Here is an 18,891-nt window from a genome sequence, read left to right as displayed (position 1 = left end):
ACTTATTTACCCTGTACCTGCTTCTTCTGCATATGGGCATCAATCAATGCCACCATTCCTGCAAATTCCTTTTCAGTGTAACCGATAGACTGATAAATGATCTTTCCATTTTCATCTACAATGATATTCCTTGGAATGCTTTGGGTAGCAAACTTTTTAAATATCCCACGGTCAGCATCCGGCAGGATCGGAAAAGTGAAGCCCTTTTTCTCTTTATAGGGAATGAGTTTGTCCCAACCCTCTTCGCGTCCGAACACAAAAAAAGCAAAGCCCCCATTACTGCCATACTTTTCCCAGATCTGCTTTTGCACCAGCGGCAATTCGGTATTACAAGGCGGGCACCAGGTAGCAAACAGGTTAATCAGTATCAGCTTCCCTTTATAATCGCTGATGTTCACCTGTTTTCCTTTCTCTATTTCAAAAGCAAACTGAGGCACATCATCACCCACTTTAGTTAAGGTACTCTGATCCTCCTGTGCTACCGAAGCAAAGGGCAGCAGCATAAACAAGATAGCCAAAAAGTTCAATTTCATAACAGTCTGATGTAAGTTCATTACAAACTTAACAAAAATACTTCAGGCTACATCACCGGCCAGATCATGCTATCGTCAGCTTTAATTTCCCCGTACGCAGCAAGCTGGCGGGTACTTTCCCTTACCTTAACTGTAAGGGGAACAGCCGAATCATTTTTGATCTTTATGCCATGCTCGGTAATCCGGATGTTGAGCCTTGCCCCTCTGAACAGGATGGAGAAAGAAAATGCCTCCCATTTGCCTGGCAGGAAAGGGTTAAACTGCAATTGTCCTTCACGCACACGCATTCCGGCAAAGCCCTCTACGATGCTCATCCAGGTACCCGCCATAGAGGTAATGTGCAGTCCGTCTTCTGTATCGTTATTGTAATCGTCCAGGTCCAGGCGTGCCGTCCTCAGGTAAAACTCATAAGCACGGGCCTCATCATTTAATTTAGCGGCCAGAATGCTGTGTACGCATGGCGATAAAGAACTTTCGTGTACCGTTTTGGGTTCATAATAGTCAAAGTTCCTCCGGATGGTTTCCAGATCATAATCCTCTTCAAAGAAATACAAGCCCTGCAGTACATCGGCCTGTTTGATGAAACAGGAGCGCAGGATGCGGTCCCAGCTCCATTTTTGGTTTAGGGGCCGGTCGGAAGCCGACAAGTGTTTTACTGTCAGTGGTTCTTTATCAAGATAGCCATCCTGCTGTAAAAATATACCTCTTTTAGGATCCTGCGGATAGTACATCTTTTCGACGATTACCGCCCAGTCTGCCAGTTCCTTTTCTTTAAAATCCAGTTTTCCTGCAAGCTGCCGGTATTGTTTAGGCAGCTGCATTTTTACCTGATACACGGCTTCAGCAGCATATTTTAAACACCAGCTGGCCATTAAATTCGTATACCAGTTGTTGTCTACATTGTTCTCGTATTCGTTAGGCCCGGTAACGCCAAGTATTACGTAGCGGTGCTTGTCGTTGCTCCAGTTTACCCGCTGTTTCCAGAAACGTGCAATGGCGATCAGCACTTCCAGTCCATAATCTGCCATATAGGCCTCGTCTCCGGTATAACGGATGTAGTTGTATATGGCAAAAGCAATAGCCCCGTTACGGTGGATCTCTTCAAAAGTGATCTCCCATTCATTATGGCATTCTTCCCCGTTCATGGTTACCATCGGGTAGAGCGCGGCCCCATTTTTAAAGCCAAGCTTCTCCGCATTTTCTATAGCCTTATCCAATTGTTTATAACGGTATATCAACAGGTTCCTTCCTACGGCAGGCTCGGCTGTAGCCAGGTAAAAAGGCAGACAGTAGGCCTCCGTGTCCCAGAAAGTGGAGCCTCCGTACTTTTCCCCTGTAAAGCCTTTAGGCCCTATGTTCAAGCGATCGTCTTTACCGGTATAAGTCTGGAACAACTGAAAAATATTGAAACGGATGGCCTGCTGTGCTGCAACATCCCCCTCAATCACTATATCGCTTTCCTGCCATTTGCTGGCCCAGGCCGCCACCTGCGCCTGCAGCAATTGCTCAAACCCAAGTGCTGCTGCTGCTTGTACCACCTGCCTGCAGTGTGCCATCAACAGATCTTTAGGATGGTTTTCCGAAGAAAGATTGGCTGCCACCTTGCAAATGCTAAGGGTGTCTTCAGGGGAACACGCCATGTTAAAAGTTTGTCCCAGGTATTTTTCCTTATAAACGGCCTCCATTTCAGGATGCACCTGTTCTTTACCTTTAAAAACACTGACGCTGGTCCCTGTACATACTTCAAAGGCGGTCTTTTTGGTCCGGAGTGTTAAATAAGCTTCGTTATCACTCAGCTTTCCTTCAACTTGTTCCCAGAATTTTTCGCCGTAATTGCTGTCCTGGTTAATCACATCACCATCAATAAAAGCGGTCAGCTTTATCGTACCACTGAAATCTACAGGAGTGATGTTGTAGCGCAAAGCTGCCACCTCATCGTTGGCAATGCTGCAAAAGCGCTGGGCAGTTACTTCCAGTGTTTTACCGCTTTTTAACCGGGCTGTAAAACTGCGCAGCAGGTAACCTTCCCGCATGTTCAGTTCGCGCCTGAAGTTGCTCACTTCGGCCTGCGCCAGGTCCAGGGTTTCGCCATCAACGCTGATGTCCAGGCCAATCCAGCTGGCCGCGTTGATCACTTTGGCCAGCGACTCAGGATAACCGTTTTTCCACCAGCCCACACGGGTTTTATCCGGATAATAAACACCGGCAATGTAATTGCCCTGTAAGGTGTCACCGGTATAGCTTTCTTCAAAATTGGCGCGCTGCCCCATCCTGCCATTGCCCAGACTAAAAATGCTCTCTGATATTTTATTTAAAAGCGGATCAAAGCCCTCTTCAATAATCTTCCACTCGTCTGCTTTAATGTAATTCTTCATCGGTATATACTGTTTTGTGCTTAATTTTTAGTGATGGTATAAGTGCCTGTTTTTCCGTCGGCATTTACAGTGAGGACCAAAGTGTAATTACCGGCTGCTGTAACTTTGATATTGGCTGCCCCGTTACCTATGGTTGTGCCCCAATCGTAATTTCTCCTGAACTTAAATTCCCCAACCAAAAGATTGGTAGTCAAGGCATATTGGCCCTTTCCATCATTAATGTACTTCATATCAGTGTCCAGAAACCAGCCGCTGCCGGGAACTGCATCACCAATAATAGACCAGCGGCTTGCCGGCGCAATTGTCCATTCGTTTTTATTCAGGTCAACCGTTAACAATTGCGGACCGGCAGCAGTATTTTTAAGGTTTCCTCCTGTTTTACTCAGCTTTCCGCCGCCCCCGTCTCCGTAAGAAACATCCCATTTTTTGGCAGGAGTTATTTTAAACTCAGAATTGGCAGCGCTGAAATTAATGACCCCGGTATAAATGCCGTTTCCGGTAAGCGATACCAGGCTATCGGCCTTTAAAATGTCCCAGCCCTGATAAGCTCCGGGAACGTATACCCAGGCGGTTAATGGAAATGGACGCGCGCTAATGGTTACCACATTGCTGTAAACCGGGCTTAGGGTATTGGATATCGAAGATTTAACCCTGATCTCCACATCTGAATTGCTGGAAGTGGGCAGGTTAAGGGCCAGCAGCAGGTTGTTAAAATCAAAGCCATTATAGCTTCTGCTTTTCACTTTGGGCTCCAGCGTAAATTCTTTGGTTTTATCGGCAGCAAAATTCTGCCCCTTTACCGAAAGCTGCAGGGTATTGGTAATGGCAGCCTGATAGCCAAAATCAGCGTCAGCCATGGTAAAAGTAATCACATTGGTGCTGAGCATGGTTTTATCCAGAACCAGGGTACTGGCCGATGCCTGCAAAGCACCCGGAGTACCTGCTGTGGCCACAACCGGTGCTTCGTCCTTTTTGCAGGACCACAATACAATAGCCATCAGGCTAAAGAGAATGGATTTTAAAATCAATGATTTCATATCTGTATGACTTAAATATTTAATATCCTGTGTTCTGGGTAAGGTTTGGGTTCGCGATCACATCTGTGGAAGGCAGCGGAAAAAGGACCCTGAAATCTTCCAGTGCCTTACCTGCTTTTACCCCACCTTTCCATGGCCAGAGGTAGTCCGATCCGCTGAATTTACCGAAGCGGATCAGGTCTGTACGGCGGTAACCTTCGAGGTAAAGCTCTCTGCCCCGCTCATTTAAAATGTCGTTCAGTGTAATTGCAGTCAAGTTACCCGAAGCATTTCCGTAGGCACGTTGTCTGATCTGGTTAAAATAAGCAAGGGCTTGTCCCATGCTCCCCCCTGTTCCGCCACGCAATACCGCCTCGGCATACACCAGGTATACATCTGCAAGGCGCAGCAAAGGAAAATCAAGGGAACACAGCATCCCGTCCTGTGAGCCGCCCATTTCACCGGTCGAGCTTACATTCCTGAATTTGGTGGTGCGCAAACCATCCGTAGAAACCGAAATGTCATCGTTCGCTATTTTGTTGCCGAAGAACAAAGCGCGCTTGTCAGTATTGCCGCTATAATCCCCAAACAGCAACGGCAATGTACTTTTGGTACGGTATCCGCTCCATCCGCCACCAGGAATACCAAACGAAGCAGGGTTCATGCCCGGGTCTACATTGCCATTGATGAGGAAGGTTGTGCCACCATAAGTTTGCGTTTTAAAGCCGTCGTAATTGATGGTCAGGATAATCTCTTTACTGGTGTAACGGTTATCTGTAAGGAACAAATGCTTATAGTTACCTGCCAGGCTGTACCCGGCGCCAATCACTTTGCTGGCATACGCAATCGCTTCGGTATATTTACCCTTACCTGCACCAAGGTATACTTCTGAATTGAGGTAAATACGCGCCAGAATGGTCCATGCCGCAGCGCGGTCGGCCCTGCCATACTCATTGGTCATCGGTGCCGCAAGCTCGCCCTCAATGGCCTTCAGTTCTGATTCCACATAATTGAACAGATCGGCCCGTTTAATTTGTTTAGGCGCTACCTTTCCGATTTCATCTGCCTCGGTCAGGAATGGCGGATTGCCGTAAAGATCCATCAATACACTGTACTGAAAGGCCCTTAAAAACCGGGCTTCCGAACGGTACAGCGCAATATCCGTTGCAGCCTGCCCTGTAATGTTGCGACTGCTCAATTTCTCTGGTGTACTTTCCCTCAGGAATTCATTTACCAATGTGATCTGGTAAATACAACGGGCATATAAACCTCGGATCATGTTATTGTCGGGCCCCGGTGTACCATATACGGCATCTGGAACACCCGGATCGGGCCATGCGCAACTGGATTCATCACTGCAAAGTTCCTGCAGGTTCCAGTACTGCCTCAGGAAATCGGTCTGTGCCGGATCAAAGCCCGCCAGGTCGCCAACCAGGCTGCCCGGGCCTTTGGTACCCACCAGCGCCCAGCTGGCGTAAACTTTTGCGAAGGCCTGTTTATAGCCCTCAGGTGTGCTGTAAACCTGATCGGCAATGATGTCATTGGTCGGGGTCAGGTTTAAACTTTCTTTTTTGCAGGAGGCGAATACCGATGCCAGGATCAGCAAAGCGGCGGTATATATATTATAGCTATTCCTCATTTCTTTATGCTTTGAATTAAAAACCAACATTTACACCCAGGGTATAGGTTCTGGGCCTTGGGTATAAATTGTAATCTATCCCTGAAAAGATTTCAGGGTCAATACCTTTGTAATCGCTAACAACAAATACATTCTGGCAGTTGGCCGACACAGATAAGGTTGCCGAACCACTTTTTGATAAACGACCGGCATTGAAACTCAACCCCAGGTTGTCCATTTTAAGGAAGGATGCATTTTTCAGGTAATAATCGCTCTTATACTGATTGGTTACAAACCCGCTCTTGTAAATATCTGCTGCGGCATTGTTGATGTATTTCTCGTTCATCATAAAACGGCTTACCCCAAACTGGGACGAAACATTGTCGTAGATGTATGCACCAAGATTGGAACGCAGCACCGTGGTCAATGTCCATTTTTTATAATTAAATGAGGTATTGAAGCCCATTACATAAACCGGGGCAGGCGATTTGTAAAACCTCAGGTCATCTCCGGTAATCCTTCCATCGCCTGACAGGTCTTCATAAACCCCCTCCAGGGGCTTTCCGGAAGCATCATACACCTGTTTGTACAACAGGAAGGCATAAGGCTGTAAACCCACCGCATGGTACTGGATATAATTGTCTATCCCCCCGGTGATGCCCCTGGCCACCTGCCTGTAATTGGGGTTCTTATTGAGGGTTAAATTGGAAACTTTGTTTTTATTGTAAGCAAAATTAAAACCTATATCCCAGTTCAAACGTTCACTTTTGAGCAGCGCCAGGTTAATGCTGGCTTCAATGCCCCGGTTTTCCATATTGCCCACATTGGTGAGGAGCTGGTTGCTGAAATTGGTACCAATGGGAATTTCGATGGTAGCCAGCAGGTCTTTCGTCTTTTTATAATAAACATCTACGCTTCCATAAATGCGCCCATCCAGGAAACCATAATCCAGTCCTGCATTATAGGTAGTGGTAGACTCCCAGCGCAGGTTTTTATCGTAGGGCTGCGGACTGTATAACTGGTAAAAGTTATCGCCAAGCTGGTATTGCGCCTGGTCTGCCCCAAGGTTATAATTGGCCAGGTAGGCATAATTTACAGGGATATCTTTATTTCCGGTTTCGCCATAACTCAGCCTGATCTTCAGGTCTGAAAGCGTTTTGCTGTCTTTCAGGAAAGACTCATCCTTAAGCCTCCAGGTAAAGGCTGCCGAAGGAAAATAACCCCAGCGGCCATCAGGATTAAATTTAGACGAACCATCGGCACGGATGGTACCCGATAAAATGTATTTACCAGCCAGGGTGTACACAAAACGTCCGTAATAAGAAAGCAGCTTATTCCGCTGGATCTCAAAAGGGAAATTGGGCGTTAACTGCACCTGTCCGAGTGCATTATAGGTGGGCAAAAAGTAATTCTTTTTGGAGTTGTCGTAATAACCATAACCGGCAGTAACGTTAAAATTACTGTTGATGCTTTCTACCGTTTTGGTATAATTGAGGTAAGCCTCTATAAATTTATCCTGCTGGGTAGCCAGGTAAGCCAGGGAATAGCCCTTGGTTAAATAATAGCTGGCGGCTGTTGCAGGCGCATCAGTTTGCCCCTGGCCTTTGGCCACATCATAACCAATATTTACGTTGGCATGCAGCTCCGGTAAAAAATGAAAGGAGTAATCGAGCTGCAGGTTACCAAAGCTACGGTCGGCCTTACCACGGTTGGCATATTGCTCCAGCAGGGAAACCGGGTTTCTTGGTGTGGCCACATTGGGCACATTGCCGCTTGCCCATTCAAAATAATTCCCAAACTGGTTGTCGGCATGCACATTTTGCGTAGGGTCGAAAGCAATGGCATTGGGTACAGCCAGCTGGTTGGCAAAGCGCGAATTGGAAATGGAACCCTTCAGGTTTAAATCTACCTTCAGATGATCATCAAACAGTGAAGGCGTCAGACGGATGCCGCCTGTCCCCCTTTTGAGCCAGTCCGTTCTTAACAGGCCCTTTTGATCCAGATATCCTGCCGATATTCGATAGGGCACTTTTTTAAAGGTACCGCTAAGATTAAGGTTGTTATCCGTACCAAATACATTGCTGTAGATTTCGTCCTGCCAGTCGGTATTGGCCGTACCCAGCAATGCTTTGGTAGCGGCCAGTCCATTTTGGTTTACATAGTCACGCACCTGATTGGCCGACAACACATCCACCTTTTTTGCCACCGTTGCATAGGAATTATTGGTACTGAAATTAAACACGGGAGCAGCGCCGCCCCCTTTTTTGGTGGTGATGAGTATCACCCCATTGGAAGCCCGCGAACCATAAATTGCGGTCGCATTCGCATCCTTAAGTACCGTAAAACTCTCTATTTCATTTGGATTAATGAGCGACAGCTGGCTGGGTGCCCCACTGATGCCTTCACCGCTCAATGGAATGCCATCAATTACATACAATGGATTGTTGCTCGCATTTAAAGAAGCACCACCCCTGATGCGTATGGTACCCGAAGAACCTGGCTGTCCGCCACCCGGAATAATGGTAACCCCTGCAACCTTACCCTGAATGAGCTGATCGGCTGAGGTGATGGCACCTTTCTGGAAGTCTTTTGCTGTAACCGTAGTTACTGCCCCGGTCAGGGCTTTTTTGGTGGTGCTTCCGTAACCAATCACCACCACTTCGGTAAGCCCTTTTGCATCGGGCATCAGGTTAAAATTCAGGGTGGTGTTGCCTGAAACTGTAACGTTCTTTTCAAGTGTTACATAGCCTACAAAACTGGCAGTTAAGCTTAGATTGCCCCCTTGCAGGCCACTGATCTGATAATTGCCTTTTGCATCGGTAGCGGTGCTCCTTGTTGTCCCCTTCACCACTACTGAAGCCCCGGGAAGCCCCTGGCCGGTTTCATCGAGTACACGGCCGGAAACCGATCCGCTCTGCGCCTTTACCAGCATTGCAGTAAAAATGAGCAGCACCGCAAGCCCTTGTTTTAAAGGTGTTAATACGTTCATACACTAAGGTTTAATTTATATTTGGTTCTATTTTTTCGTAAGCAGATCTTCAGCACCCCTGGTGCTGACAGATCCCCTCACAGGTATGATTAATTTTCAATCCGCCAGACCTGCAGTCCATAGGCAGGGATGCCGGCTGTCAGCTTACCGGAATTCAGCTTTGCTGTGCCTGCGCCAGAGCGCTGGTTCAGCTTACCAGCACCGGCATTTTCTACATTAAACTGCTGTTCCCTGTCCGACAGGTTCACAGCCACAATCACTTTTTCTTTACCCTGGCCCCTGCTGAAGGTGTATACATCCTTATTGTCATTTTGCAGGGTCGCATACACTCCGTTGATGAAGGCCGGGTTTTCTTTCCTCAGACCAGTAAGATGCCTGTAGAAATTCCATAAAGAGCCCGGATCACTTTTCTGTTCCTCATAAGAAATACCATCATTGCTTTTTACCGTGCTGGTATCCCACCATGGCCCGCTGTTTTTGTACCAAAAAGTCATGCCTTTGCCTTCGGCACGCTTGTACCATTCAAAAGCTTCTCTGGATGGGATTTCATTGGCATCGGTAATGCCCCCATATTTGCCAAACCAGGTATCGCCCAGCATGCCAATCTCCTGTCCGTAGTAAATCGAAGGTACTCCCCCGATCAGCAGGTTCAACGCTGCACCCACGCGTTCTTTACCGGGGTTTTGCTTAACAACAGTAGCAAACCTGGCAATATCGTGGTTCTCTACAAACACAATCTGCTGTTTATTTGCTGGAGTCCGGGAAAAGGTAGTATCTGCATAAGCAGCAATCTTTTCTTTGTTAAAGGAAGGAATGGCTTGCTGGATACGGAAGGCAAAAACACGGTCTACCGCTGCCTTCTCCAGGTAATCTATCCCATAAGAGCCCCAGTTGGCCTGCTCGGCCATAATCGTAATTTTAGGGTTTACCTGCTTCAGTTTATGGATCAGCGGTACCCAGAAGGTGGTAAAAAGATTGCTCAGCCGCTTTTTATTATCAAGGTCGTCCATCATATGGTCCAGACGATAGCCGTCTACCCCATCGTCAAACTTACCATCACCATTCGGGTCGAGCCAGAATTTAAACAGCTTAAAGTTGTAATCGTGAACCGCCTTGCTGTTCAGGTTTACGGTAGTAATTTTCCGCACAGTGCCATCGTAGCCCTTCAACTCGGTTATGTTGTAAACAATAGAAGAAGGTTTGCTTTGGGCTTTATCATCGTACAGGATATAATCAGAAAATTTTGAAGCCGGGTTATTTAAAGATTCTTTATACCATTGATGGTCTTCCGTAACATACTGGGTTTCCATATCCATATAGATCTTCATACCTCTTTTATGGATTTCCTTTACCAGGTCTGTATAATCTTTCATACTGCCATAGCGCGGATCGATTTTATCGAAATTGCTCGAGTAATAGTTGTGGTAATAGACAGATTCATACAGCGGGGTCATTAGAATAGAGGTAATGCCCAGTTCCTGCAGGTAGCCCAGTTTTTCCTTCAGGCCTTTCAGATCACCGTGCTGGTCTCCGTTGGCATCGTAAAAACTTCGCTGAAATACATGGTACATCACTTCATCGGCCGGTGCCTTTTGCTTTTGCGCACGGCAGCCTGTACCAAAAAGGAAAATCATCATTAAACCGGCAATGCCTCTTGTAAGTCCGTTCATAAATATATCTGGTTTTTTCTGCAATATTACTGGCGAGCGGAGAGCATTAAGAGTTTAAGAGCGTTAAGAGCGTTAAGAGTGCTAATAGCGCTGAAAGCGCCCCTGCTGCTTACAGCAGCAAGGGGTTTAATTCTGAATCGGCCGCACTGCCCGGAGCTTTCCCCATCAGCCAGGCCTGCCTATCGTTCTCCTGCCATTTGTGCTGAGGCTCAGTAACCTTTGCGCCATCTGCAAAGTAAATGATAGTCATTACCTCACGCATTTTATCTGAGCTGTTGCCCGGTGCATTGTGTATCGTATAGCCCCTGTGCCAGGTGGCATCCCCGGCTTTCATTGCTGAAGGCCTCGATATTTCATAACCTTTTTCCTTCACATGGTCTTCAAAAGCATTTTCTGATTCATCAGAAATGATATAGTCGAACACATTATTGTTTACATGTGAGCCTGATGCAAAAGTGAGCATTCCCATTTCAGGGTTTGGAATATCTACCAACGGCATCCACATGGTGATGGTGTTATTGGTATCCAAAGGCCAGTAGTTCTGGTCCTGGTGCCATGGTGTAGGGCCACCACCTGGTTCTTTAAATAGCGCCTGATCGTGGTAAAGCCTTACATTCTTTACCCCCAGCAGGTCGGCCGCAATTTTGGCAAACCTTTTGGCCAGCACAAACTTCTTAACAGCATCATCGCCCCTCCATAGGTTCATGATCTGCAGAAAAGCTTTGCCATAAGTATCCCGATCTTCCAGCTTTCTCTTTTCTTCATTGTATTTTGCCGCTGCATTGCTGATGACTTTCTGGTAAACAGCAGCTTCCTCCGGACTGATCACATGTTCAATCAGCGTATGGCCTTTTTCCTGAAACTCGTTTATTTTATCCTGCGCTGTCGGCTTTACATCATTAAGGTCTGGCAAATGTGTGCTTTCTGTCTTCATACTTTATAAAATTGGTTGATTCAAAGTAAAGCCAATCCACAACGTAAAAAAATGAGGAAATTACTTATAAAGTGGTGTATTTTATCCAAATGTGTTAAAAATCAAAAAAAGACAGATAAATATATCAATACGCCACCATAAATTTCTTTCTGTAACCCAGCGGACTGATCCCCATTTTCGACTTAAATACCTTATAAAAGTGCGATACATCGGTAAAGCCGCTGCTGAATGCAATATCCGACACGGGCTTATCTGTCTCGATCAGCTGCTGGGTAGCATAATTAAGCCGGTATTGGATCACCATCTCCATAAAGGTCTTTCGGGTCATCTTTTTGAAATACTTGCAAAAAGCATTGGTTGTCATATTCGTTAGCGCCGCCGCCTCGTTTAATGAAACCTGTTTCCTGAAATTTTCTACCAGGTAAGCCAATACCGGGTTGATCCGCTTCTGCTCTACCAGACTGAGCCGTACCACCTCCGGCTCTTTATCGAGCAACACCACTTTTTGCGACTGGCTAAGCTGGTACAGTATCTTTAAAAAACTGATCAAAGCATTAAAACTGTCTTGCTGCTGCATCTCCAGAATGGCGGCATATACTTTCGTAAAGCTTTCGGTATCAAACCAGATCCCGTTGACAGCCTTCTGGAACATCGATCTGATCGCTGCGTTTTCGGGCTTGTCAAAAAAATGTTCACCTAAAAAATCAGCCGTAAACTGTATCACAATGGCCCTGGCATCACTTTGCTTTTCCGGCACCAGTTTCCAGCAATGGGGCAGGTTGGCACCTACCAACACCATATCCCCAGCTTTAAAATCGGCCATATGGTTTCCAATGTACCTCTTCCCTTTGCCGTTTAGAATTAATGTCAGTTCGTATTCTACATGAAAGTGATAAGGGGCCTTAAAAGCCTCATCTCCAAATGCCCTGAGCAGGAAGGACTGCTCGCTGGCTGGCTGTACAATTTCTGGCGTAGCTCTTATCATTGTCTTTTTTTAACACCAAGGTACTATTTTGATTCACAAAGAGACAATATATCCCACTTTTGTGACAACTTCTGCATTGTAGGTACAACTTATTAACCCGTATTTTGAAATAACCAGAATACCTGATCAATGAGCAAACCTATAGTCTTTACCATGCATTTGTTGCTGGGCCTGTTTTTATTTGACAAGCCATCTGTAGCCCAGCAGGTTAAATTGAGCATAAAGGTAATTACCCCCTTTAAAACAGCAGCTGGCGATAGCCTCGTCATCATTGGCGACCAGTCCATATGGGGCAACTGGATGTACCCGCGGAGTAAAAAGATGGACAGATTGAACGACAGCACCTGGGTACAGGAGCTTAGCCTTCCCAAAAACACCAAAGTAAATTTTAAAGTAACCCGGGGTTCCTATTACCGTGAGGCCTTATACAACAACAACGGACAAATTCCGGCTGCAACCTCCCTTACGGTATCCAATGATACCCTGGTTACCTTACGACCGAGCAGCTGGAACGACATTTACCAGCGCAGCATTACCGGAACAGTAAGGTATTACCATAATTTCAGCACTCCACTTTTAAAGTACACGCGTAATGTAGTGGTATGGCTGCCCCCATCCTATTTTAAACAGCCGAACAAAAAGTACCCTGTGCTGTATGCACACGACGGTCAAAATATTTTTGACCATACCAATGGCGCCGGCGGGGAATGGCGCATGGACGAAACGGCCGATAGCCTGATGAGAAAAGGTAAAATCGAAGAGTTTATTATCGTTGGCATTGCCAATACCAAAGACAGATGGGTAGAATATTCCGGAACACCTGAGGGCATGAATTACATCAGATTCATCGCTACAGAACTTAAACCTTTTATCGATAAGCAGTTCAGGACATTGAAAGACAAGGCCAATACCGCTGCCATAGGTTCCTCTATGGGCGGGCTGATCTCTTTTTATATGGTATGGCAGTACCCGGAAGTATTCTCTAAAGCGGCCTGCCTGTCCAGTGGCTTCTATTTTGACGATGGCCATATGCCCGAGAAAGCTGAAAAAGGGACTGCCCGGTTAAACGGAAGCAGGATTTACCTGGATTGCGGCGGTCTGGACCTGGACAAAGACTTTTTACCTGCAAACGAACGGATGAACCGCATACTCTCAAAGAACAGCGCCATCCGGCTAAAATACCAGTATTTCCCTAATGATAAACACAATGAACAGGCCTGGTCTGAAAGGCTTTCCATTCCTTTAATCTTTTTATTTGGCAAAGCCCCCTTAAATTAAACATCAAATGTCCATCAAATGTAAAGCAGCCATCACCAACGGAAAAGGTGAATTTGAAATTTCTGAAATACAGGTGAGCGATCCTGCACCCGGTGAAATCAGGGTGAAAATAGTGGCAGCAGGTTTATGCCACACCGATTACGATTCCCTGAACTGGGGAAAACAGATGATCATCGGTCATGAAGGTGCCGGTATAATAGATAAAACAGGTGCCGGCGTAACAGGCCTTAAACCGGGCGATAAAGTGATATTGAACTGGGCTATGCCCTGTGGGCATTGTTTTCAATGCAATGAAGGTAACCAGCACATCTGCGAAAACAATTCGCCGGTAACCGGCAAGGCCTGGGACAGCAATGGCGGTCATGCCCATCCCGACGGGAGCAGGCTGAACGGAAAACCCGTAGAACGGTCATTTAACCTGGGCACTATTGCAGAATATACAATTATTAAAGCAGAAGCTGCTGTTTTGAACAGTTCGGAAAGCATGTCATTTCCTGCAGCAAGTATCATCAGTTGTGGCATCATGACCGGCTATGGCTCCGTGGTAAATGCCGCCAAGATAAAACCTGGCAGCAGCGTAGTGGTGCTGGGCACCGGTGGTGTAGGACTAAGCGTAATTCAGGCAGCCAGGCTCTCGGGCGCCGCAAAGATCATTGCGGTAGACATTAACCCGGACCGCTTGAAAATGGCACTTTCTTTTGGGGCTACCGACAGCATCCTGGCCGATAAAACAGACAAGGGCTTATTGCTCGCGGCACAAAAAGTAAAAACAATGTGCCAGGGAAGAGGCGCAGACTATGCCTTCGAATGCACGGCCATTCCGGAACTTGGTGCAGCCCCGCTCGCCATGGTCAGAAATGCCGGTACCGCCATACAGGTAAGTGGCATTGAGCAGGAAATTGCGTTCGACATGAACCTGTTTGAATGGGATAAGGTTTACATCAATCCTTTGTACGGTAAATGCAGACCGCAAATTGATCTGCCGGCCATAGTTTCGTTGTACGACAGGGGATTGCTCCGGCTGGAAGAAATGATTACCCGGACCTATAGCATTCATGAGCTAAAACAGGCTTTTGAAGATATGCTTGCCGGAAAAAATGCCAAAGGGGTTATTTTATTTGATTAATTTGAACAATTACATGTCAGCATTCAGAACCATAGAAATATCAAACCCAAAATATGAAAAGGACAACCTTCGCTTCATTACAGTGGGTACAGAAAACTTAGCCGGACGCGGGGACATCTGCGTGTTTGTCCCTCCGGGCAGCGCAGACCTGCGCAACCTGCCAGTAGTAATTTTACTACATGGCGTATATGGAAGTGCCTGGAGCTGGGCTTATCGCTCCGGGGTTCACTTGCAGGCCATGGAAATGATCCGTAAAGGAATGCTCCCAAATATGATCATTGCTATGCCCTCGGATGGTTTATGGGGAGATGGCTCTGCCTACCTGCCACATCATGGTCATGATTTTGAAAACTGGATTGTTACAGATGTGCCGCAGGCCCTGCAGGAAGTACTTCCACAGGTTTCCCCGCAATCTGTTTTTTTTATTTCCGGCTTGTCCATGGGCGGCTTTGGTGCCTTAAGGATCGGTGTTAAACACCATTCCCTTTTTAAAGCAGTTTCGGCGCACTCGGCCATTACAGACCTGGAGCAAATGCCTTTCTTTACCACAAGACCACAGTCTGCCTACAAACAGGCAAACCCTGTGGATGAAAGTGTGCTGGCAACCCTGCTTAAAAACAAAACAAATGTACCGCCTTTGCGTTTCGACTGCGGGAATAATGACCTGCTGGTCCGATATAACCGTACACTGCATGAACAGCTGAAAAGCCAGAGCATTGCGCACCAATATGAAGAATTTGAAGGCGGGCACGAATGGCCCTATTGGGAAAAGCACATCAGCCGCTCTTTACTTTTTTTTGCCAGTCATTTATAACACTGAAACACGCCGTACTTCATTTAACCTGACCAGATAGTATCCTAACCAAATCGTATGAACACAGCACCACAAATCCGGGTAAAACCACAGCTTTCCCTTTCACAGATCTTCAACATGAGCTTTGGCTTTTTGGGTATACAATTTGGTTTTGCCTTGCAAACAGGTAATGCCTCGCGCATCTTGCAGACTTTTGGTGCCGATGTAGAGCATCTATCCCTGTTCTGGCTGGCTGCCCCTATTAGTGGCATGCTGATCCAGCCCATTATCGGGCATTACAGTGACCATACCTGGACAAGGCTGGGCCGGAGACGGCCCTATTTCCTGGGCGGGGCCATTATCGCAGCAATTTCGCTGGCATTAATGCCCAATGCAGCTTTGTTCACCCTCTTTTTCCCGCCGTTATTGATTGGTGCCGGAATGCTGATGCTCATGGATGCTTCATTCAACGTGGCGATGGAACCTTTCAGGGCATTGGTGGCCGACAACCTGCCGGAGCAGCAACGTAGCACCGGATTTTCTGTCCAGACTTTCCTGATTGGCGCCGGTGCTATCCTGGGCTCGTTTTTACCTTATGTACTGGCCGAATATTTTGGCGTATCAAAAATCGCAGCGCCTGGAAAAGTGCCAGACAATGTCATCTATTCCTTCTATGCGGGCGCGCTGGTACTGATAAGTACTTTGTTGTGGACGGTTTGTACCACCAAAGAATATTCACCCGAGGAACACCGGGAATTTAACCCCCATGAGCAGCAGCTGGAAAAGCACAGGGGTCTGGTCCATATCCTGAAAGATTTTGTAGGCATGCCCAAAGTAATGCTCAGGCTGGGTGTGGTCCAGTTTTTTTCCTGGTTTGCCTTGTTTTCGATGTGGGTATTTACCACTCCGGCCATCGCACAGCACATCTATAAGCTTTCCCCTGCTGATACCTCTTCTGCTGCCTATGCAGATGCAGGCAACTGGACGGGTATCCTTTTTGGCATTTACAACGTAGTTTCTGCATTATATGCCATCTTGCTGCCTACTTTGTTCAAACTTATAGGCAAAAAGAATGCACACGTGTTTTCCTTGTCCGTTGCCGGGATAGGATTACTTTCTGTTTATTACATTCAGGATGTACAATTGCTGATCTATCCGATGATAGCAGTAGGATTAGCCTGGGGAAGCATACTGACTACCCCCTATGCCATTTTGTCCAATGCCATTCCGGCCCACAAAATGGGGATTTATATGGGCTTATTCAATTTCTTCATTACCCTGCCACAGCTGGTTAATGGTTTTATCGGCGGGTACATGGTAAAACACCTGTTTAACGGGCAGGCCGTTTACGCTTTAATTACAGCAGGAGGCTTTATGTTGCTTGCAGCCATGTCTACCTTCCTGGTGAAAGGTCATAACAGGCAAAAAACCGTTTAAGCGAACTGGCGGCAGCACAAATGCGCCTGGAAGTCGAGTAACTGTTTTTTTCTCTTTACCAGATCGGTTTCCCGTGCTTTGCTGACATCATAGCCTATGGCTTCAAATTGCTTTAGGGTATGCTCCAGTTCGTAAAAATCACGGTATTTCATCTTTAACTCATCCAAAACATGCCGCTGGGCAGCAATAAAATGAAAGTATTTAAAAATATGCTGATCGCGCTCTGTCAGCTGGGCATTTAAACTTTCAAACTCTTCTTTAAAATCGGGATTTCCTTCTATCTCAGCCATTCTTTTTGTAGCTGCAATTGCCTGATCATTAAATAACTGATCAATATGGTAAATAGGAATTACGACAGGATTTTGGTAAATGTTTTCCAGGTTATCAGTAAATGGGTCCCGGTAATTGAAATAACCCATGTACACTTCCGGATAGTTTTTATCATACGTCATAAAGCGGATAGATTTTTTTGTTAAGCCTTAAAAATTAAAACATTAATTACTGCAATCTGTTAATATCAAAGCCTTCTGACAAGCACAGGCTGAAATATTTAAACGCAATTTGTAGAAAATATACCACAATGACAAAAATAGATTTAAACAATCCACATTTCGAAATAAAAATTCAGCTAAACAACTCATTACAAGGCATTAAAATTCATTCTCAAGAGACTACCGATGGTGATGAATACTTCATATGCGCGCTAAACGATGAGCAGATTACCCAGGTAAGAAGGGAAAAAGATGGCAACTGGGAACAAATATGGGGAAAACTTGACCCAACAACTATCAATACCATTGGGGCCGCAATAAGTGCAAAAATTGAAAAACAGCAAAAGAAATAACCATGGAGACTCAACAAACTAACCTCAAACTGCATTCCGGAAAATTCTCTATCGAAAAACAGCATTATGAAAATATAGGTTTAAATGAACGTATGGTATCGATGCTTTTAGGCGGTGTATTGATGAGCCGTGGAATAACAAAACCTTTGAGGGGAACTTTCCTTTATGGTGCATACCTCGCCTATCGTGCTTTCACTGGCAGATGCTTCATTTATGAGCAACTTGGAATCGACGCCAGCAAACCTCACGCCATCAACATCAGGGGCGAGTTTGTGATCGAAAGACCTGCAAACCAGGTTTATGCTTACTGGCGAAACCTGAACAATTTACCCGGCAGCATTAAACACCTGTTGAATGTGGAGATGGTAGATGAAAGCCTGTCCCGCTGGAAATCAAATGTAATGGGCAGCTTGTTTGCCATCGATTGGGAAGCAGAGATCGTTAAAGATGAACCCGGACGCCTGATTGGCTGGAGATCTGCCCCGGGCACACTCATACACCATGTTGGCCGGGTAGAATTTGCAGCCTCGGCCGAGGGGCAAAGTACCCTGTTAAAGATCGTGCTTTCTTATCACCCACCTGCAGGCGGCCTGGGCCTCGGGCTGGCCAGACTGCTGAACCCTTATTTTGAAACCTTGCTGAAAAAAGAGATCAAAAGCTTTAAGCATGTCATAGAAAGACGAAGCCCGGCCATCAATGGTACAGCAGCAAATTACTAAGCTGTACCCACCTTTGCGAGAATGGCCAGCAATACGCTGATCACATTTAAAGCAAGGATAACTATGGTTACAATACCCCAGAATTTGAATACGGATTTCATCTTCTTCATGGCCACCGTAAAATTTTCCTGATCAGCATACAACACCGCTGTATTTGCTGCATTGGAATATTTAAACAATAAAAAGCTCGGGTAAAACAGCATCAGCGAGATGCACAAGAAATACACCGTTAAAAAAGTAGTGCCCAGCTGTACCAGCGGGCTGCTGGGTGCTGCCGTAGCGAGCCCTTCAATTAATCCATTTGCACTGAAAGCCATCAAGGCCAGGAATGCTGAAAAAACCAGGCCCACGATAGACAAAAACCTGGTCCATTTTGCGGTTTCATAGATATAGCTCCTGATTTCTTCTGTTACTACCAGTTGTTCCTCTTCCTGTACTGCTTCTTCCTCGGGCTGTCGCTCTCGCTCTTCAAAATTCTCCATAGTCGTTAATAATTACCCAATAGGGTTTAAGTACCCTAAACATAAAAAATATTTTTAAAAAATTGATACCTTTGCGCCAAATCAAGAAAAAA

The 18,891-nt window shown here is 46.1% G+C and carries 16 protein-coding genes; 6 read left to right on the top strand and 10 right to left on the bottom strand.

Annotated features, from left to right (window positions below; all coding sequences use genetic code 11):
- Positions 1-2: 2 nt before the first annotated feature.
- The 8 genes from ABIE26_RS01585 to ABIE26_RS01550 all read right to left on the bottom strand — a co-directional run bounded on the left by ABIE26_RS01585 (position 3) and on the right by ABIE26_RS01550 (position 12,120).
- Positions 3-533: a TlpA family protein disulfide reductase gene (locus ABIE26_RS01585; protein ID WP_310140821.1), complete on the bottom strand. Its 531-nt coding sequence runs from the start codon at positions 531-533 to the stop codon at positions 3-5.
- A 47-nt stretch (positions 534-580) separates the two neighbouring features.
- Entirely contained in the window at positions 581-2,908 is a 2,328-nt protein-coding gene (locus tag ABIE26_RS01580; protein ID WP_310140823.1) for a glycoside hydrolase family 65 protein, read from the bottom strand.
- A 20-nt stretch (positions 2,909-2,928) separates the two neighbouring features.
- Positions 2,929-3,945: a SusE domain-containing protein gene (locus ABIE26_RS01575; protein WP_310140825.1), complete on the bottom strand. Its 1,017-nt coding sequence runs from the start codon at positions 3,943-3,945 to the stop codon at positions 2,929-2,931.
- Positions 3,946-3,964: 19 nt separating this feature from the next.
- Positions 3,965-5,563 carry a RagB/SusD family nutrient uptake outer membrane protein gene (locus tag ABIE26_RS01570; protein WP_310140828.1) on the bottom strand — a complete coding sequence of 533 codons (1,599 nt, stop codon included), beginning with the start codon at positions 5,561-5,563 and terminating at the stop codon, positions 3,965-3,967.
- A 16-nt stretch (positions 5,564-5,579) separates the two neighbouring features.
- On the bottom strand, positions 5,580-8,531 hold the full coding sequence (locus ABIE26_RS01565; RefSeq protein WP_310140831.1) for a SusC/RagA family TonB-linked outer membrane protein: 2,952 nt from the start codon (positions 8,529-8,531) through the stop codon (positions 5,580-5,582).
- Positions 8,532-8,620: 89 nt separating this feature from the next.
- Positions 8,621-10,201, bottom strand: coding sequence for an alpha-amylase family glycosyl hydrolase (locus tag ABIE26_RS01560; RefSeq protein ID WP_310140833.1), 1,581 nt, complete (start codon positions 10,199-10,201; stop codon positions 8,621-8,623).
- A gap of 109 nt (positions 10,202-10,310) precedes the next feature.
- Complete coding sequence (locus ABIE26_RS01555) at positions 10,311-11,135, bottom strand: phytanoyl-CoA dioxygenase family protein (RefSeq protein ID WP_310140836.1); 825 nt, start codon at positions 11,133-11,135, stop codon at positions 10,311-10,313.
- Between the two features lie 124 nt (positions 11,136-11,259).
- Entirely contained in the window at positions 11,260-12,120 is an 861-nt protein-coding gene (locus ABIE26_RS01550; RefSeq protein ID WP_310140839.1) for an AraC family transcriptional regulator, read from the bottom strand.
- Between the two features lie 129 nt (positions 12,121-12,249).
- Between ABIE26_RS01550 and ABIE26_RS01545 the strand changes: the two genes are divergently transcribed.
- From ABIE26_RS01545 to ABIE26_RS01530, 4 genes are read left to right on the top strand one after another with little or no spacing between them, the layout of a single operon-like run.
- Entirely contained in the window at positions 12,250-13,398 is a 1,149-nt protein-coding gene (locus ABIE26_RS01545; RefSeq protein WP_310140844.1) for an alpha/beta hydrolase-fold protein, read from the top strand.
- Positions 13,399-13,405: 7 nt separating this feature from the next.
- The gene (locus ABIE26_RS01540) at positions 13,406-14,524 is read left to right on the top strand and encodes an alcohol dehydrogenase catalytic domain-containing protein (RefSeq protein WP_310140847.1); all 1,119 of its coding nucleotides are present in this window, start codon (positions 13,406-13,408) and stop codon (positions 14,522-14,524) included.
- A gap of 13 nt (positions 14,525-14,537) precedes the next feature.
- Positions 14,538-15,338, top strand: a complete 801-nt coding sequence (locus tag ABIE26_RS01535) for an alpha/beta hydrolase (protein ID WP_310140849.1) — start codon at positions 14,538-14,540, stop codon at positions 15,336-15,338.
- Positions 15,339-15,395: 57 nt separating this feature from the next.
- The gene (locus tag ABIE26_RS01530; protein WP_310140850.1) at positions 15,396-16,754 is read left to right on the top strand and encodes an MFS transporter; all 1,359 of its coding nucleotides are present in this window, start codon (positions 15,396-15,398) and stop codon (positions 16,752-16,754) included.
- Here ABIE26_RS01530 and ABIE26_RS01525 read toward each other — a convergent pair.
- Positions 16,751-17,206, bottom strand: a complete 456-nt coding sequence (locus ABIE26_RS01525; RefSeq protein WP_310140854.1) for a hypothetical protein — start codon at positions 17,204-17,206, stop codon at positions 16,751-16,753. The two genes, ABIE26_RS01530 and ABIE26_RS01525, sit on opposite strands and share 4 nt — an antisense overlap.
- A gap of 128 nt (positions 17,207-17,334) precedes the next feature.
- Here ABIE26_RS01525 and ABIE26_RS01520 point away from each other — a divergent pair, with 128 nt between their 5' ends.
- Together ABIE26_RS01520 and ABIE26_RS01515 are read left to right on the top strand one after the other, a co-directional pair.
- Entirely contained in the window at positions 17,335-17,598 is a 264-nt protein-coding gene (locus ABIE26_RS01520) for a hypothetical protein (RefSeq protein WP_310140855.1), read from the top strand.
- Positions 17,599-17,600: 2 nt separating this feature from the next.
- A complete protein-coding gene (locus tag ABIE26_RS01515) occupies positions 17,601-18,317 on the top strand; it encodes an SRPBCC family protein (protein ID WP_310140857.1) in 717 nt (238 codons plus the stop codon).
- Here the strand turns inward: ABIE26_RS01515 and ABIE26_RS01510 are convergent.
- On the bottom strand, positions 18,314-18,799 hold the full coding sequence (locus tag ABIE26_RS01510) for a DUF5362 family protein (protein ID WP_310140860.1): 486 nt from the start codon (positions 18,797-18,799) through the stop codon (positions 18,314-18,316). The genes ABIE26_RS01515 and ABIE26_RS01510 overlap by 4 nt on opposite strands.
- Between the last annotated feature and the right edge of the window lie 92 nt (positions 18,800-18,891).

The organism is Pedobacter africanus (assembly GCF_040548825.1).
Taxonomy (GTDB): domain Bacteria; phylum Bacteroidota; class Bacteroidia; order Sphingobacteriales; family Sphingobacteriaceae; genus Pedobacter; species Pedobacter africanus_A.
The sequence above is the reverse complement of the archived record's forward strand: the minus strand, read 5'-3'. Positions and strand labels throughout refer to the sequence as shown.

Coding starts and splice junctions, on each gene's coding strand:
- ABIE26_RS01585 (WP_310140821.1), bottom strand. CDS start 533: ATGAAATTGAACTTTTTGGCTATCTTGTTTATGCTGCTGCCCTTTGCT.
- ABIE26_RS01580 (WP_310140823.1), bottom strand. CDS start 2,908: ATGAAGAATTACATTAAAGCAGACGAGTGGAAGATTATTGAAGAGGGC.
- ABIE26_RS01575 (WP_310140825.1), bottom strand. CDS start 3,945: ATGAAATCATTGATTTTAAAATCCATTCTCTTTAGCCTGATGGCTATT.
- ABIE26_RS01570 (WP_310140828.1), bottom strand. CDS start 5,563: ATGAGGAATAGCTATAATATATATACCGCCGCTTTGCTGATCCTGGCA.
- ABIE26_RS01565 (WP_310140831.1), bottom strand. CDS start 8,531: ATGAACGTATTAACACCTTTAAAACAAGGGCTTGCGGTGCTGCTCATT.
- ABIE26_RS01560 (WP_310140833.1), bottom strand. CDS start 10,201: ATGAACGGACTTACAAGAGGCATTGCCGGTTTAATGATGATTTTCCTT.
- ABIE26_RS01555 (WP_310140836.1), bottom strand. CDS start 11,135: ATGAAGACAGAAAGCACACATTTGCCAGACCTTAATGATGTAAAGCCG.
- ABIE26_RS01550 (WP_310140839.1), bottom strand. CDS start 12,120: ATGATAAGAGCTACGCCAGAAATTGTACAGCCAGCCAGCGAGCAGTCC.
- ABIE26_RS01545 (WP_310140844.1), top strand. CDS start 12,250: ATGAGCAAACCTATAGTCTTTACCATGCATTTGTTGCTGGGCCTGTTT.
- ABIE26_RS01540 (WP_310140847.1), top strand. CDS start 13,406: ATGTCCATCAAATGTAAAGCAGCCATCACCAACGGAAAAGGTGAATTT.
- ABIE26_RS01535 (WP_310140849.1), top strand. CDS start 14,538: ATGTCAGCATTCAGAACCATAGAAATATCAAACCCAAAATATGAAAAG.
- ABIE26_RS01530 (WP_310140850.1), top strand. CDS start 15,396: ATGAACACAGCACCACAAATCCGGGTAAAACCACAGCTTTCCCTTTCA.
- ABIE26_RS01525 (WP_310140854.1), bottom strand. CDS start 17,206: ATGACGTATGATAAAAACTATCCGGAAGTGTACATGGGTTATTTCAAT.
- ABIE26_RS01520 (WP_310140855.1), top strand. CDS start 17,335: ATGACAAAAATAGATTTAAACAATCCACATTTCGAAATAAAAATTCAG.
- ABIE26_RS01515 (WP_310140857.1), top strand. CDS start 17,601: ATGGAGACTCAACAAACTAACCTCAAACTGCATTCCGGAAAATTCTCT.
- ABIE26_RS01510 (WP_310140860.1), bottom strand. CDS start 18,799: ATGGAGAATTTTGAAGAGCGAGAGCGACAGCCCGAGGAAGAAGCAGTA.